A 16,014-nucleotide genomic window follows, 5' to 3' on the forward strand; every position below is an offset into this window, starting at 1 on the left:
TCTGCTTTGCGGATGAGGGTTTTCTTATTTTGTGCTATACTTAAGGTATGCATAGAAAAACAGTGATTGATTTTAGGGCTTTGGGGGAGAGATACATCTTTACCCAGCCCATTAAAGAGTTAAAAACCAGAGATTTAACAGAAGTAACAGCCTTGCTGGCACAAGTGGAAAGTTTCCAAGAGCAAGGCTATTATGTGGTGGGCTATGTCAGCTACGAGGCTGCACCTGCTTTTGAGGAGAAATTAGCAGTTCACAAGGCTCCTTTATTGGACGAGTATTTGCTTTACTTTACTGTTCACGATAAGGTGGAGACCTCTCCAATTCCTTTGACTTATGATGAGGTTGATTTGCCTTCAAATTGGCAGGAAGTAACGTCTGCAGAGGATTATGAAAAGGCGATTGCTCAGATTCACCATCATTTGCGGCAGGGAGATACCTATCAGGTCAACTATACCGTTCAACTCAAGCAAGATTTAAGTGCTAATCCGTTTGCCATCTACAATCGCATGGTGGTAGAGCAGGAGGCAGGCTATAATGCCTATGTGGAACACGATGAGATGGCAGTGATTTCCATGAGTCCAGAACTCTTTTTTGAGCAAAATGACCGTGAATTGACGACGCGACCAATGAAGGGAACGACTCAGCGTGGCATGACTGACCAAGAAGACTTGGAGCAGGCCAGTTGGTTGGAACAGGACCCCAAAAATCGCTCTGAAAATATGATGATTGTGGACCTCTTGCGCAACGATATGAACCGTATTTCTGAAGTGGGCAGTGAACATGTGGAGCGTCTGTGTCAAGTGGAGCAGTATTCAACTGTTTGGCAGATGACTTCGACTATCAAGAGTCAGTTGCGAGAGGATGTGGACTTGGTTGCCATTTTTCGTTCTCTCTTTCCTTGTGGATCCATAACGGGAGCTCCGAAAATTGCGACAATGGAGATCATCAAGAACTTGGAGCCACAACCACGCGGAGTCTACTGTGGAACGATTGGTCTCTTGCTTCCAAATGGACGACGGATTTTTAATGTTGCCATTCGGACCATTCAACTGCATAAAGAAAAAGCCATCTATGGAGTTGGCGGAGGCATTACATGGGATAGCACTTGGGAATCTGAATACCGAGAGGTTCATCAAAAGGCAGCTGTTCTCTATCGTAAACAAGCTCGTTTCCAAATAATTACAACTGGAAAAATCAGTCAGAAGAGCTTGCTGTTTGAAGATCAACATTTGGAAAGACTGAGAAAAGCTAGTCGATATTTTGCTTATCCTTTTGATTCAGAAAACTTGAAACGAAAGATAGAGGAGGAGTGTCAGGCTTGTGATGCTAATCAAGATTACCGCTTGCGAATTAGCCTTAGCAAGTCTGGAGAGATAGAACTCAGTCGACAAATCTTAACATCCCTTAGTCCAAGTTTTTGCGAGGCCGAACTTTGTCTGCAAGAAGCAGATTTGAATCAAGCATTTACCTATTTTAAAACGACTCATAGACCACACTTGACTCTAGGGAAACAGGAAATCATTTACCATAATGTAAAAGGAGAACTGCTTGAAAGCTCTATCGGAAATTTGGTTCTGAAAATCGCTGGGAAACTCTACACACCGCCTATCCGACTGGGAATCTTACCAGGAATTTACCGTCAGCATTTGCTGGAAAGAGGACAGGTAGAAGAGAAAGTCTTTACCTTGACAGATTTAGCCCAAGCAGAAGCTATTTACGGCTGTAATGCAGTGAGAGGCTTGTATGAGTTATTTATTCAAAAATAAGAATTGTAATGAAAAGTTATAAGGACTAGGATTGATTTTTCCTTGAATTGAAGAAATAAATCTGATAAAATAAACATGAAATCGATATCATAATTATGGGAGAAAAAGATGAACAAACGTCTATTTTTAAAAATGAGTCTGGCAACATTGCCAGTTTTAGCCTTGTTTTCACAACCAGTTTTAGCAGAAGAAAACATTCATTTTTCTAGTTGTAAGGAAGCTTGGGCTAATGGCTATTCGGATCTTCATGAGGGAGACCCTGGTTATTCTGCCAAGTTAGACCGCGATCATGATGGTGTGGCTTGCGAATTGAAAAATGCTCCTAAGGGTGCCTTTAAAGCAAAACAAGCAACTGCGGCTCAAACCAACACAACTTCATCTACAACAAGTGGTTGGGTTAAGCAGGACGGTGCTTGGTACTACTTTGATGGAAATGGAAATCCAGTGAAAAATACTTGGCAAGGAAGTTATTACCTGAAAGCAGACGGAAAAATGGCCCAGAGCGAATGGATTTATGATGATTCTTATCAAGCTTGGTATTACTTGAAATCAGATGGATCTTATGCTTACAGTACATGGCAAGGAGCTTACTACCTTAAATCAAACGGAAAAATGGCTAAAGGTGAATGGGTTTATGACTCTTCTTACCAAGCCTGGTATTACTTGAAATCAGATGGATCTTATGCTCGCAATGCTTGGCAAGGGAACTACTATTTGAAATCGGATGGTAAAATGGCTAAAGGTGAATGGGTTTATGATGCTACCTATCAAGCTTGGTATTACTTGAAATCAGATGGATCTTATGCTTATAGTACATGGCAAGGAAATTACTATTTAAAATCGAATGGTAAAATGGCTGTCAATGAATGGGTTGATGGTGGACGTTATTATGTTGGCGCTGACGGAGTTTGGAAGGAAGGTCAAGCAAGTACAGCTTCTTCTAGTAATGATAGCAATAGTGAATATTCTGCTGCTTTAGGAAAGGCAAAAAGTTATAATTCGTTATTCCACATGTCAAAAAAACGTATGTATAGACAATTAACTTCTGATTTTGATAAATTTTCAAATGATGCAGCTCAATATGCGGTTGATCATTTAGAAGCCGATTATAAATATAATGCCTTATTTAATGCTAAAAACTATAGAAAATTATTTAATATGTCTAAGTCTCGTCTCATCAACCAATTGACCTCTTCTATAGATGGCTTTACAGAGGAAGAAGCTAACTATGCAATTAATCATTTAGATGACTAACAGATACTGGTAGGCGAAAAATTCCTTATAATTCATTCACGCAAACCTTTGCATAAATGAGTGAATTTTGTTATACTAGTGCTGTAAGCATTTTCAATTAATTCATAATGAAAAAGGAGAATATGATGAGTCAAAAGATTATTGGGATTGACCTTGGTGGAACTTCTATCAAATTTGCAATCTTAACAACAGCAGGAGAAATCCAAGAAAAATGGTCTATCAAGACTAACATTTTGGATGAGGGAAGTCATATCGTAGATGATATGATTGAGTCTATTCAACACCGTTTGGACTTGCTTGGGTTGGTGGCAGCGGATTTCCAAGGTATTGGAATGGGGTCACCAGGTGTGGTTGACCGTGAAAAAGGAACAGTTATTGGTGCCTACAACTTGAACTGGAAAACCCTTCAACCAATTAAAGAAAAGATTGAAAAAGCCTTGGGTATCCCATTCTTCATCGATAATGATGCCAACGTGGCCGCTCTCGGTGAGCGCTGGATGGGTGCTGGTGATAACCAACCAGACGTTGTCTTTATGACACTTGGTACAGGTGTTGGTGGCGGTATCGTCGCTGAAGGCAAATTGCTTCATGGTGTTGCTGGTGCAGCAGGTGAGCTTGGCCACATCACTGTTGACTTTGACCAACCAATCGCATGTACTTGCGGTAAGAAAGGTTGCCTTGAAACAGTTGCTTCAGCAACAGGAATTGTCAACTTGACTCGTCGCTATGCCGATGAATACGAAGGCGATGCAGCCTTGAAACGCTTGATTGATAACGGAGAAGAAGTAACTGCTAAGACTGTCTTTGATCTTGCAAAAGAAGGAGACGACCTTGCCTTGATCGTTTACCGTAACTTCTCACGTTACTTGGGAATCGCTTGTGCTAACATCGGTTCAATCCTAAACCCATCAACAATCGTTATCGGTGGTGGTGTGTCAGCTGCGGGAGAATTCCTTCTACAAGGTGTTCAAAAAGTCTACGATGAAAATAGCTTCCCACAAGTACGTACATCCACTAAATTAGCTCTTGCAACTCTAGGAAATGATGCTGGGGTTATCGGAGCAGCATCACTTGTATTGCAATAAAATAATAAAAGAGGAAAAATGCGAACCTAGAGTTAGTAATGTTCCTCTTTTCTTTTTTATGCTATACTAGTTAGGACAATGAATGAGGTGAAACGAAATGACAAAAGCAGATACGATTTTTAAAGAAAATATTGAAAGAATCCTCAAAGACGGTGTCTTTTCTGAACAGGCTCGTCCTAAGTACAAGGATGGGACAGTTGCCAACTCTAAGTACGTAACGGGTGCCTTTGCAGAGTATGACTTGGCCAAGGGGGAATTCCCCATCACAACCTTGCGTCCTATTGCCATCAAATCAGCTATCAAGGAAGTTCTCTGGATCTACCAAGACCAGTCAAATAGCTTAGAGGTGCTTAATGACAAGTACAATGTTCACTACTGGAATGACTGGGAAGTGGGAGATACGGGAACTATTGGTGAGCGTTACGGGGCGGTCGTTAAGAAACACGACATCATCAATAAGCTTCTCAAACAGTTGGAAGCTAACCCTTGGAACCGCCGCAATATTATCTCTCTCTGGGATTATCAAGCTTTTGAGGAGACAGATGGGCTACTCCCATGCGCCTTTCAGACCATGTTTGATGTCCGCCGTGTAGATGGAGAAATCTATCTGGATGCAACCTTGACTCAGCGTTCGAATGATATGTTGGTGGCCCACCACATCAACGCTATGCAGTATGTGGCTCTTCAAATGATGATTGCCAAACATTTTGGCTGGAAGGTTGGGAAGTTCTTCTACTTCATCAACAACCTCCATATCTATGATAATCAATTTGAACAAGCTCAGGAATTGCTTCGTCGGGAGCCGTCAAACTGCCAACCACGTTTGGTTTTAAATGTTCCTGATGGGACCAATTTCTTTGATATCAAAGCAGAAGATTTTGAGTTGGTGGATTATGACCCTGTTAAGCCACAGTTGAAGTTTGACCTAGCTATTTAAAAGAATAGAAAAAAGAAGTTGAGAATAATCCCAACTTCTTTTGTTTTTTAACGTGATACGCGGCGGCGAGCTGCTTTTTTACGGTTTTCTTCGATGAAAGCTGCTTTTTGCTCTTCTGGTTCGATTACTTTCTTTTTAAATGCGTATACCGCGCCTGCAAGTGCAGCGACAGTTCCTGCGACACCTGTTACAAGACCTTTAGCGAATCCTTTAGCCATGAGTCTTCCTCCTTTATATTCTCAATCAGCCAGCCTCCTCAAGAGGTCACATTTTTCTGACTGACCTTTTTGTGTTATAATAATAGTAACGAAAAAATGGGAATTTTTCAAGGAAAAAAGATGAAAACAAAAATAATTGTGATTGTTGGACCGACTGCTGTTGGAAAAACAGCCCTTGCCATTGAAGTGGCCAAGCGTTTTAATGGCGAAGTGGTTAGTGGAGATAGCCAGCAAGTCTATCGAGGACTTGATATTGGGACGGCTAAGGCTAGTCCAGAAGAGCAGGCAGCTGTTCCTCATCATTTAATCGATGTTAGAGAGGTAACCGAGTCTTACTCGGCTTTTGATTTTGTTTCAGAAGCTAAGATGGCTATTGAGGACATTCACAGTCGTGGCAAGCTAGCTATTATTGCTGGTGGTACTGGACTTTATATCCAGAGCTTGCTAGAAGGTTATCACCTGGGTGGGGAGACTCCCCATGAGGAGATTTTGGACTATCGAGCTAGTTTGGAGCCATATTCAGATGAGGAATTAGCTCATCTTGTGGAGCAAGCAGATGTTGAGATTCCTCAGTTTAATCGTCGTCGTGCTATGCGTGCCTTGGAAATTGTCCATTTTGGTCAGAATTTGGAAAATCAAGAGACCTTGTATGAACCATTGATTATCTGCTTGGATGATGAGCGCAGTCAATTATATGAACGTATCAATCGCCGAGTGGACCTGATGTTTGAAGCTGGACTTCTAGACGAAGCCAAGTGGTTGTTTGACCATTATCCAGATGTGCAGGCTGCTAAAGGGATTGGTTACAAGGAACTCTTTCCTTACTTCCGTGGAGAGCAGACCTTGGAGGAAGCTAGTGAGAGTCTCAAACAGGCGACCCGTCGTTTTGCCAAGCGTCAGTTGACATGGTTCCGTAATCGCATGCAGGTCACCTTTTATCAGATTGGAGAAGCTGGTGTGCAAGACCGCATTTTAAGCCAGATAGAGGAGTTTTTAGATGATTGAAACGGAGAAAAAAGAGGAGCGGGTTCTGCTGATTGGTGTGGAATTGCAGGGCATGGACAATTTTGACCTCTCCATGGAAGAATTGGCCAGTTTAGCGAAAACGGCTGGGGCAGTCGTTGTAGATAGCTACAGACAAAAACGTGAAAAGTATGACTCAAAGACCTTCATCGGCTCTGGTAAGTTGGAAGAAATTGCGCTCATGGTGGATGCAGAAGAAATTACTACTGTCATTGTCAACAACCGTCTGACGCCAAGGCAGAATGTCAATTTAGAGGAAGTTCTGGGTGTCAAGGTCATTGACCGTATGCAGTTGATTTTGGATATCTTTGCCATGCGAGCTCGAAGCCATGAAGGGAAGCTCCAAGTTCACCTAGCTCAGCTCAAATATCTCTTGCCTCGCTTGGTTGGTCAGGGAATTATGCTCAGTCGTCAGGCAGGGGGAATTGGTTCCCGTGGTCCTGGTGAAAGCCAGCTGGAGCTGAACCGTCGTAGCGTTCGCAATCAAATCACAGATATAGAGCGCCAGCTCAAGGTGGTTGAGAAAAATCGGGCGACTGTCAGAGGAAAACGTCTGGAGTCTAGCACCTTTAAGATTGGTTTGATTGGTTATACCAATGCTGGGAAGTCAACTATCATGAACACCTTGACCAGTAAGACCCAGTATGAGGCTGACGAGCTATTTGCGACTCTAGACGCGACGACTAAGAGTATCCATCTGGGGGGCAATCTTCAAGTAACTTTGACAGATACAGTTGGTTTTATCCAAGATTTGCCGACAGAGTTGGTATCCAGTTTCAAGTCGACCTTGGAAGAAAGCAAGCATGTGGACCTTCTTGTTCATGTTATCGATGCCAGCAATCCTTACCATGAGGAGCATGAAAAAACAGTTCTGTCCATCATGAAAGACCTGGACATGGAAGATATTCCTCGTCTGACCCTTTATAATAAAGCGGATTTGGTGGAGGATTTCACACCTACCCAAACGCCTTATGCCCTCATTTCTGCCAAGTCGAAGGATAGTCGTGAGAATTTGCAGGCTTTGTTTTTAGAGAAAATAAAGGATATTTTTGAGAGATTTACCCTGCGCGTGCCTTTTTCAAAGTCCTACAAGATTCATGATTTAGAAAGTGTTGCGATTCTGGAAGAACGTGATTATCAGGAAGACGGCGAAGTGATTAGAGGCTACATTTCCGAGAAAAATAAATGGAGGTTAGAGGAATTTTATGACTGATATTAAAACGTTTGCTCTAAAGTATGGAGGTTATACAAGTCTGGATAAGGTCTATCTGGATCAACTTCTAGCTGGTAAAACAGAGCAGGAGCAGTTGGCACTGATCACACCTCCTCCGAGTGTAGTCAATGCCTACTTTGCAGAACTCTACCAGAAAAAGAGTCCTGAGGCTGCGACGGATTATTTTGCGGAACTCAGTCAAGAACTGAATCTTTACAATGTTGAACCAAGTTTCACCCTAGAAAATAAGCCTTTTATTCGTCTTAATCTATCTGGTAAATCATTTGGTTTTTGCTATGAGAGTGAGGGAATGGGGCGGATTTTCTCTGAAAATAAAGAGGTTATTTCAGAAGACTTGCTTTTTGAAATTGCGCAAATTTTTCCCCATCAACTAGTCTTTGAAGGGTCTGGAAAGATTTACATGAAGCCTGTCGGAGATGAGGAAGTTGTTAGTGTGGAAAGTCTCACAGCTTTGACGGATTTGGAAAACTTGGCTGATGGTCGCAAACGTCTCAAAGGCTACAGCCAAGAGGATTTACTGCAAGAAGCTAGAGCTTTTTCTGGCAAGCGCTATTTTCGATCGGAAAACCGCACAGCCATGTTATATATTGATTAATTAGAAAGTATCGAATGGATATTCAATTTTTAGGAACGGGGGCTGGTCAGCCCTCTAAAGCCCGCAACGTTTCAAGTCTTGCTCTGAAACTCTTGGACGAGATTAACGAAGTCTGGCTCTTTGACTGTGGAGAAGGTACGCAAAATCGCATTCTGGAAACCACAATTCGACCGCGTAAGGTCAGCAAAATCTTTATCACCCACCTGCATGGAGACCACATTTTTGGCTTACCAGGTTTCCTTTCTAGTCGTGCCTTTCAGGCCAATGAAGAGCAGACAGATTTGGAAATCTATGGACCGCAAGGGATTAAGTCATTTGTCTTAACCAGTCTTCGTGTGTCAGGTTCTCGTCTGCCTTACCGTATTCATTTTCATGAGTTTGACCAAGATTCTTTAGGAAAAATCCTTGAGACCGATAAATTCACGGTGTATGCAGAGGAGTTGGATCATACTATTTTCTGTGTTGGCTATCGTGTCATTCAAAAGGACTTGGAAGGAACGCTGGATGCTGAAAAACTCAAGGCGGCAGGTGTCCCATTTGGCCCACTTTTTGGAAAAATTAAAAACGGTCAGGACGTTGTTCTCGAAGATGGGACTGAAATCAAGGCAGCAGACTATATCTCAGCCCCACGTCCAGGTAAAATTATCACTATTCTTGGTGATACTCGTAAAACTAGTGCCAGTGTGCGTCTAGCTATCAATGCTGATGTCCTGGTCCATGAATCGACTTATGGCAAGGGTGATGAAAAAATTGCTCGTAACCATGGCCACTCTACTAACATGCAAGCCGCACAAGTAGCGGTAGAAGCAGGAGCCAAACGCCTCTTGCTCAACCATATCAGTGCCCGTTTCCTCTCAAAAGATATCAGCAAGCTCAAAAAAGATGCTGCTAGTGTTTTTGAAAATGTCCATGTGGTCAAAGACTTGGAAGAAGTGGAAATTTAAAAGATTGAGAAAGGATAAGTATGCCTACTATTCTCATTACCGGAGCTAGCGGTGGTCTAGCCCAAGAAATGGTTAAACTTTTACCTGAAGACCAACTCATCTTGCTTGGTAGAAATAAGGAAAAAATGTCGGAGCTATATGGAAATCATCTACAAGCAGAATTGATTGAAATTGATATTACCGATGACTTAGCCTTAGAATCTCTGGTAACTGACCTCTATCTCCGCTATGGCAAGATTGATGTCTTGATAAACAACGCTGGTTACGGGATTTTTGAGGAATTTGGCCAGATTTCTGACCAAGATATTCACCAGATGTTTGAGGTCAATACCTTTGCCCTGATGAATCTATCTCGTCGCCTTGCGGCTCGAATGAAGGAAAGTCGAAAAGGCCATATCATCAATATCGTCAGTATGGCAGGTTTGATTGCTACTGGCAAGTCTAGTCTCTACTCAGCCACTAAGTTTGCGGCCATTGGTTTTTCAAATGCTCTGCGCCTCGAACTGATGCCCTATGGAGTCTATGTGACAACAGTCAATCCAGGACCAATCCGTACAGGATTTTTCGACCAGGCCGATCCAGATGGAACCTATCTCAAATCGGTTGAACGCTTCCTGTTGAAACCAGATGTAGTGGCTAAAAAGATTGTCAAGATTATAGGAAAAAACAAACGAGAACTTAATCTTCCTGTTTTGTTGAACCTAGCCCATAAGTTTTATACTCTCTTTCCCAAGCTAGCTGATAAGTTGGCAGGGGAAACTTTTAATTATAAGTAAAAAGAACCAATATGCAGGTTGTTGCTAGCCTACATATTGGTTCTTATCATTTCTCAACTATCAAACTGGACTTCTTCTAGGAGATAGTCAATAAAGCGTTCGCCCATCTTAGATAGGCTGGTTTTTTCATGCTGGATATAGACCAGCTCAATTGGATCATCAATATCCAGTGGGATAGAAACGATATTGTCTCCGTTGAGGTTGCTGTTCAAAATCCCTGTTGCAATGGTATATCCATCCAAACCAATCAAGAGATTAAAGAGGGTAGCACGGTCGCTGACTACGATAGACTTCTTGTGGTGTTCTTGGGAAAGGATTTCCTCTGAAAAGTAGAAGGAGTTGTGAGTTCCTTGGTCATAGCTGAGGTAAGGGAAATTCTCCAAATCAGACAGTTTGACCTTGTCTTTCTTTGCCAGAGGGTTGGTCTTGCTGACAAAGATATGCGGTTGCGCTGTGAAGAGATGGTGAGCTAGCAGGTGGTTGTCATCTAGCATCTTGGTTAAAACATCACGGTTGTAGCTGTTCAAAAATAGGACACCGACCTCACTGCGGAAGTTCTTGACGTCGTCGATAATTTCCCAAGTACGAGTTTCACGAAGGAAAAGCTCGTATTTTTCCATATCACTTTTCTTAAGTAGCGATACAAAGGCATTGACTACAAAAGCATAGTGTTGGGACGAAACACTAAAGAGTTCGCGGTGGGCGACAGGATTTTTATAACGTTCCTCCAGAAGCTGGGTCTGCTCGACAACCTGACGGGCATAAGAGAGGAACTCCATCCCATCACGGGTCAAGGTAATACCCTTGGGATTGCGGATAAAGATTTCAATGCCCATTTCATTTTCCAAATCTCTCACAGCGTTGGAAAGACTCGGTTGAGTGATAAAGAGTTGCTTAGCTGCCTCATTCATGGAGCCAGTTTCGACGATTTTGATAATATAATGTAATTGTTGAATTCTCATGTTTTTATTGTACCACACTTGCGTCAGAATCGCCAAAGAAGATAGGAAAATCAGGGGCATTGTGTGAGTCTCTTCTTGAAAAAAAGACAAAATTTTGCTAGAATGAGTCTTATGAAAACATTCTATGATGTGCAACAATTCCTCAAACAATTTGGTATTATTGTTTACATGGGAAAACGCTTATATGATATTGAACTGATGAAGTTGGAACTCTCTCGGATTTATGACGCAGGGTTGATGGACAAATTAGACTATCTAGAAGCAGAAGCGGTTCTTCGCAGAGAGCACAAGGTAGAATTGGATTATATTGAGAAAAATGGAGAAAAGAACTAATGGTTACTTGGATTTTGTGGGCACTTATACTGGCAATGTTGGCATGGATGGGCTTTAACTATCTTCGTATTCGACGTGCGGCTAAAATTGTAGACAATGAGGAGTTTGAAGCCTTGATTCGTACGGGTCAATTGATTGATCTGCGCGACCCAGCAGAATTCCACAGAAAACATATTCTTGGGGCTCGCAATATTCCTTCAAGTCAGTTGAAGACTAGTCTTGCAGCCCTTCGTAAGGATAAACCTGTCCTTCTCTATGAAAACCAACGTGCGCAACGTGTCACAAATGCGGCCCTTTACTTGAAAAAACAAGGTTTTTCTGAGATTTATATCCTTTCTTATGGATTGGATTCTTGGAAAGGGAAAGTTAAAGTTGAGAAATAAGAAAACGAGCTTGGATATTTTCCGAGCTCATTTTTTAACCACTTTTTCTGAGAAATTCACGAATGCTTGTCAACTCTTCTGAGTTTAGGGGACGATAGTATCCTGCTTGAAGATTTTCATCTAAGCTCCAAGGTCCAAAATGGGTGCGTTTGAGGGAGGTTACTTTGACACCAACCGAGAGGAACATTTTCTTAACCTGATGAAATTTTCCTTCTGAAATGGTGATAGAGGCTCGACTGAGGGAAGGACTTGCAGATAGAATCTCTAATCTTGCAGGTTTACAGACAGTACCATCTAAAAAGACAATTCCCTTTTGAAAGGCTTGGATATGGTCAGGTGTTAGAAGTCCATTGACCTCAACTCGATAAGTTTTATAGACATGATATTGGGGATGGAGGAGCTGAAAGCCTAAGGGACCGTTATCGGTCAAGAGGAGGAGGCCGGTCGTATCTCGGTCCAGTCGGCCGACGGCATAGAGCTTGTCAGACTGGATGTCAGGTGACAGCAAGTCCATGACAGTTGGAAGTTCCCTGTCTTTATTGGCTGTAACGACACCAGCAGATTTATGAAGCATAAGGTAGGTGTGCTCATAGCCTCGAATGATTTGGCCCCGAAAGAGGAGTTCCTGTAGTCCTGTATCGATATTTTGGGCTAGGGAGCGGGCTGGGCAACCATCGACGAGAATTTCCCCTTTGAGGAGTGCTTGCTTCATGGCCTTTCGGCTAACTTTTTCTTGGGCTAATAAATTATCTAAACGCATACTGTGCCTATCTTATCATAAGTCGCTTGCTTTGAAAAGGCTTGACGTGAAAAGAAAAGCATAGTGAAAACATTTACACTTGCTTGAGTTATGTTATTTACCTGAAATTATGGTATAATCGTTCAGTTAGAAAATAAATTTTGAATATTATAGAGGAAATCATGACAAAATTAAGAGAAGATATCCGTAACATTGCGATTATCGCCCACGTTGACCACGGGAAAACAACCCTCGTTGACGAACTATTGAAACAATCAGAAACGCTTGATGCACGTACTGAATTGGCTGAGCGTGCTATGGACTCAAACGATATCGAAAAAGAGCGTGGAATTACCATCCTTGCTAAAAATACAGCCGTTGCCTACAACGGAACTCGTATCAATATCATGGACACACCAGGTCACGCGGACTTTGGTGGAGAAGTTGAGCGTATCATGAAAATGGTTGACGGTGTTGTTTTGGTCGTAGATGCCTACGAAGGAACTATGCCACAAACTCGTTTCGTATTGAAAAAAGCCTTGGAACAAGACCTTGTCCCAATCGTGGTTGTTAACAAAATCGACAAACCATCAGCTCGCCCAGCTGAAGTAGTGGACGAAGTCTTGGAACTTTTCATCGAGCTTGGTGCAGATGATGACCAGCTTGATTTCCCAGTGGTGTATGCTTCAGCGATCAACGGAACTTCTTCATTGTCAGATGATCCAGCTGACCAAGAAGCTACTATGGCACCAATCTTTGACACGATTATCGACCATATCCCAGCTCCAGTAGACAACTCAGATGAGCCTTTGCAGTTCCAAGTATCACTTTTGGACTACAATGACTTCGTTGGCCGTATCGGTATCGGTCGTGTCTTCCGTGGTACTGTTAAGGTTGGGGACCAAGTTACCCTTTCTAAACTTGATGGCACAACTAAAAACTTCCGTGTTACAAAACTTTTTGGTTTCTTTGGTTTGGAACGTCGTGAAATCCAAGAAGCCAAAGCAGGTGACTTGATTGCCGTTTCAGGTATGGAAGATATCTTTGTCGGTGAAACCATTACTCCGACAGACGCAGTTGAAGCTCTTCCAATCCTACACATCGATGAGCCAACTCTTCAAATGACTTTCTTGGTTAACAACTCACCATTTGCTGGTAAAGAAGGTAAATGGGTGACTTCTCGTAAGGTGGAAGAACGTTTGCAGGCAGAATTGCAAACAGACGTTTCCCTTCGTGTTGACCCAACTGATTCACCAGATAAATGGACTGTTTCAGGACGTGGAGAATTGCACTTGTCAATCCTTATCGAAACAATGCGTCGTGAGGGATATGAACTTCAAGTATCTCGTCCAGAAGTTATCGTAAAAGAAATTGATGGTGTTAAATGTGAGCCATTTGAACGTGTTCAAATCGACACTCCAGAAGAATACCAAGGTTCTGTTATCCAAAGCCTTTCTGAACGTAAGGGTGAAATGTTGGATATGATTTCAACTGGTAATGGTCAAACTCGTTTGGTTTTCCTTGTTCCAGCGCGTGGGTTGATCGGTTATTCAACTGAGTTCTTGTCAATGACTCGTGGTTACGGTATCATGAACCATACCTTCGACCAATACTTGCCATTGATTCCAGGGGAAATTGGTGGTCGTCACCGTGGAGCCCTTGTTTCTATCGATGCTGGTAAGGCTACAACTTACTCAATCATGTCTATCGAAGAACGTGGTACAATCTTTGTCAACCCAGGTACTGAGGTTTATGAAGGAATGATCATCGGTGAAAACTCTCGTGAAAATGACTTGACAGTTAACATCACTAAGGCTAAACAAATGACTAACGTTCGTTCAGCTACTAAGGACCAAACAGCTGTTATCAAGACTCCTCGTATCTTGACACTTGAAGAGTCTCTTGAGTTCTTGAACGACGATGAGTACATGGAAGTAACGCCTGAGTCTATCCGTTTGCGTAAACAAATCCTTAACAAGGCAGAGCGTGAGAAAGCTAACAAGAAGAAAAAATCAGCTGAATAAGAGCTAGAAAGAGATAAAAATGGTTTATTTAATCATAGGAATCCTCTTATTACTACTCTATGTATTTGCGACACCACAAAGCATTAAAGGGACAGTCAATATCGTCCTTGTCGTCTTTGCTTTTGTAGCACTTTTGATTTTGCTGATGCTGTCTGTCCTGCAAATCTTTCAGCTACCGACAGAATTCTTTATCGCAATCGCCATGCTCTTCCTAGCATACTTTAGCTTGCGAGATATTACCCTCATGTCGGTCCATAAAAGTAAAAGAAGATAAAAGAGAGTTTCGGCTCTCTTTTTGCTTGTTAGAATGCTGAATTGGAGCATTTTCATTTAGAATTATTTCCATAAAAATGGTAAAATAGTAGAAGTAGAAATGGAGTTTGAGACATGAAAGTAATAGATCGATTTAAAAATAAGAAAGTCCTTGTTTTAGGTTTGGCCAAGTCTGGTGAATCTGCAGCTCGTTTGTTGGACAAGCTAGGTGCCATTGTGACGGTAAATGATGGGAAGCCTTTCGAGGACAATCCAGCTGCCCAAAGTTTGCTGGAAGAAGGGATCAAGGTTATCACAGGTGGCCATCCTTTGGAACTTTTGGATGAAGAGTTTGCCCTTATGGTGAAAAATCCAGGCATCCCCTACAGCAATCCCATGATTGAAAAGGCTTTGGCAAAGGGTATTCCAGTCTTGACCGAGGTGGAATTGGCTTACTTGATTTCAGAAGCACCGATTGTTGGTATCACAGGTTCAAATGGAAAAACAACCACAACGACTATGATTGGGGAAGTTTTGACTGCTGCTGGCCAACATGGTCTCTTATCAGGGAATATCGGCTATCCAGCCAGTCAAGTGGCTCAAACTGCGACAGATAAGGACACGCTTGTCATGGAACTTTCTTCTTTCCAACTGATGGGCGTCCAAGAATTCCATCCTGAGATTGCAGTTATTACCAACCTCATGCCAACTCATATCGATTATCATGGTTCTTTTGAGGAATATGTAGCAGCCAAGTGGAATATCCAGAACAAGATGACAGCGGCTGATTTCCTTGTCTTGAACTTTAACCAAGACTTGGCAAAAGAATTGGCCACTAAAACACAAGCTACAGTTGTACCATTCTCAACACAGGAAAAGGTTGATGGAGCTTATCTGGAAGATGGTCAACTCTACTTCCGTGGAGAAGTGGTCATGGCAGCTAGCGAAATCGGAGTTCCAGGTAGCCACAATGTGGAAAATGCCCTTGCGACGATTGCTGTAGCCAAGCTTCGTGGTGTGGATAACCAAACCATCAAAGAAACTCTTTCAGCATTTGGTGGTGTCAAACACCGTCTCCAATTTGTGGATGAAATCAAAGGGATCAAATTCTATAACGATAGCAAGTCAACCAATATCTTGGCTACTCAAAAAGCCTTGTCAGGATTTGACAACAGCAAGGTCATTTTGATTGCAGGTGGTTTGGACCGTGGTAATGAGTTTGACGAACTGGTTCCAGATATTACTGGACTCAAGAAGATGGTCATTCTCGGTCAGTCTGCAGAACGTGTCAAACGGGCAGCAGATAAGGCTGGTGTGGCATATGTGGATGCGACTGATATTGCAGATGCGACCCGCAAGGCCTATGAACTTGCGACTCAAGGAGACGTAGTTCTTCTCAGTCCTGCCAATGCTAGCTGGGATATGTATGCTAACTTTGAAGTACGTGGCGACCTCTTTATCGACACAGTAGCGGAGTTAAAGGAATAAT

General features: G+C 42.4%; 17 protein-coding genes. 14 read left to right on the forward strand and 3 right to left on the reverse strand.

All coding sequences use genetic code 11. The features are described from left to right. Positions 1 to 47 precede the first annotated feature (47 nt). The 4 genes from pabB to ACN076_RS04240 all read left to right on the forward strand — a co-directional run bounded on the left by pabB (position 48) and on the right by ACN076_RS04240 (position 5,042). Positions 48 to 1,766, forward strand: coding sequence for an aminodeoxychorismate synthase component I (gene pabB / locus ACN076_RS04225; RefSeq protein ID WP_153192097.1), 1,719 nt, complete (start codon positions 48 to 50; stop codon positions 1,764 to 1,766). Positions 1,767 to 1,874: 108 nt separating this feature from the next. After that, the gene (locus ACN076_RS04230) at positions 1,875 to 3,020 is read left to right on the forward strand and encodes an Ltp family lipoprotein (protein ID WP_173304703.1); all 1,146 of its coding nucleotides are present in this window, start codon (positions 1,875 to 1,877) and stop codon (positions 3,018 to 3,020) included. Between the two features lie 125 nt (positions 3,021 to 3,145). Beyond that, the gene (locus tag ACN076_RS04235) at positions 3,146 to 4,105 is read left to right on the forward strand and encodes an ROK family glucokinase (RefSeq protein ID WP_000078563.1); all 960 of its coding nucleotides are present in this window, start codon (positions 3,146 to 3,148) and stop codon (positions 4,103 to 4,105) included. Positions 4,106 to 4,202: 97 nt separating this feature from the next. Beyond that, the gene (locus tag ACN076_RS04240; RefSeq protein ID WP_000158617.1) at positions 4,203 to 5,042 is read left to right on the forward strand and encodes a thymidylate synthase; all 840 of its coding nucleotides are present in this window, start codon (positions 4,203 to 4,205) and stop codon (positions 5,040 to 5,042) included. A 47-nt stretch (positions 5,043 to 5,089) separates the two neighbouring features. Here the strand turns inward: ACN076_RS04240 and ACN076_RS04245 are convergent, their stop codons facing one another. Then, positions 5,090 to 5,260, reverse strand: coding sequence for a DUF3042 family protein (locus tag ACN076_RS04245; RefSeq protein ID WP_001051777.1), 171 nt, complete (start codon positions 5,258 to 5,260; stop codon positions 5,090 to 5,092). Positions 5,261 to 5,380: 120 nt separating this feature from the next. On the opposite strand from ACN076_RS04245, the gene miaA reads away from it, so the two are divergent. Genes miaA through ACN076_RS04270 form a run of 5 tightly spaced genes read left to right on the forward strand, consistent with a single transcriptional unit; the run spans position 5,381 to position 9,832 of the window. Beyond that, positions 5,381 to 6,265, forward strand: a complete 885-nt coding sequence (miaA, locus tag ACN076_RS04250; RefSeq protein WP_261043391.1) for a tRNA (adenosine(37)-N6)-dimethylallyltransferase MiaA — start codon at positions 5,381 to 5,383, stop codon at positions 6,263 to 6,265. Continuing rightward, on the forward strand, positions 6,258 to 7,496 hold the full coding sequence (hflX, locus tag ACN076_RS04255; RefSeq protein WP_261043392.1) for a GTPase HflX: 1,239 nt from the start codon (positions 6,258 to 6,260) through the stop codon (positions 7,494 to 7,496). Before miaA ends, hflX begins: the two co-directional genes overlap by 8 nt. Next, complete coding sequence (locus tag ACN076_RS04260) at positions 7,489 to 8,112, forward strand: cystathionine beta-lyase (RefSeq protein WP_261043393.1); 624 nt, start codon at positions 7,489 to 7,491, stop codon at positions 8,110 to 8,112. The genes hflX and ACN076_RS04260 overlap by 8 nt, the downstream gene beginning before the upstream one ends. Before the next feature lie 14 nt (positions 8,113 to 8,126). Further along, positions 8,127 to 9,056, forward strand: a complete 930-nt coding sequence (rnz, locus tag ACN076_RS04265) for a ribonuclease Z (RefSeq protein WP_261043394.1) — start codon at positions 8,127 to 8,129, stop codon at positions 9,054 to 9,056. 20 nt (positions 9,057 to 9,076) lie between these two features. Beyond that, positions 9,077 to 9,832 (forward strand): SDR family oxidoreductase, encoded by a 756-nt coding sequence (locus tag ACN076_RS04270; protein ID WP_261043395.1) that lies wholly within the window; start codon positions 9,077 to 9,079, stop codon positions 9,830 to 9,832. 53 nt (positions 9,833 to 9,885) lie between these two features. Here ACN076_RS04270 and ACN076_RS04275 read toward each other — a convergent pair whose 3' ends face one another. Further along, positions 9,886 to 10,794, reverse strand: coding sequence for a LysR family transcriptional regulator (locus ACN076_RS04275; protein ID WP_001222592.1), 909 nt, complete (start codon positions 10,792 to 10,794; stop codon positions 9,886 to 9,888). 63 nt (positions 10,795 to 10,857) lie between these two features. Between ACN076_RS04275 and ACN076_RS04280 the strand changes: the two genes are divergently transcribed. Further along, positions 10,858 to 11,127, forward strand: coding sequence for a YqgQ family protein (locus tag ACN076_RS04280; protein WP_261055198.1), 270 nt, complete (start codon positions 10,858 to 10,860; stop codon positions 11,125 to 11,127). Further along, positions 11,127 to 11,510 carry a rhodanese-like domain-containing protein gene (locus ACN076_RS04285; protein ID WP_000259257.1) on the forward strand — a complete coding sequence of 128 codons (384 nt, stop codon included), beginning with the start codon at positions 11,127 to 11,129 and terminating at the stop codon, positions 11,508 to 11,510. The genes ACN076_RS04280 and ACN076_RS04285 overlap by 1 nt, the downstream gene beginning before the upstream one ends. 34 nt (positions 11,511 to 11,544) lie before the next feature. On the opposite strand, the gene ACN076_RS04290 is transcribed toward ACN076_RS04285, so the two are convergent. After that, positions 11,545 to 12,270 (reverse strand): rRNA pseudouridine synthase, encoded by a 726-nt coding sequence (locus ACN076_RS04290; RefSeq protein WP_261071043.1) that lies wholly within the window; start codon positions 12,268 to 12,270, stop codon positions 11,545 to 11,547. A gap of 161 nt (positions 12,271 to 12,431) precedes the next feature. On the opposite strand from ACN076_RS04290, the gene typA reads away from it, so the two are divergent. The 3 genes from typA to murD all read left to right on the forward strand — a co-directional run bounded on the left by typA (position 12,432) and on the right by murD (position 16,013). Continuing rightward, positions 12,432 to 14,273 (forward strand): translational GTPase TypA, encoded by a 1,842-nt coding sequence (typA, locus tag ACN076_RS04295; protein WP_000164111.1) that lies wholly within the window; start codon positions 12,432 to 12,434, stop codon positions 14,271 to 14,273. A gap of 19 nt (positions 14,274 to 14,292) precedes the next feature. Further along, complete coding sequence (locus ACN076_RS04300) at positions 14,293 to 14,547, forward strand: DUF3165 family protein (protein ID WP_061759174.1); 255 nt, start codon at positions 14,293 to 14,295, stop codon at positions 14,545 to 14,547. 113 nt (positions 14,548 to 14,660) lie between these two features. Further along, positions 14,661 to 16,013, forward strand: coding sequence for a UDP-N-acetylmuramoyl-L-alanine--D-glutamate ligase (murD, locus tag ACN076_RS04305; protein ID WP_420790201.1), 1,353 nt, complete (start codon positions 14,661 to 14,663; stop codon positions 16,011 to 16,013). Position 16,014: the final 1 nt, after the last annotated feature.

The organism is Streptococcus sp. K0074 (assembly GCF_048843365.1).
In the GTDB taxonomy this organism is placed as follows: domain Bacteria; phylum Bacillota; class Bacilli; order Lactobacillales; family Streptococcaceae; genus Streptococcus; species Streptococcus mitis_BM.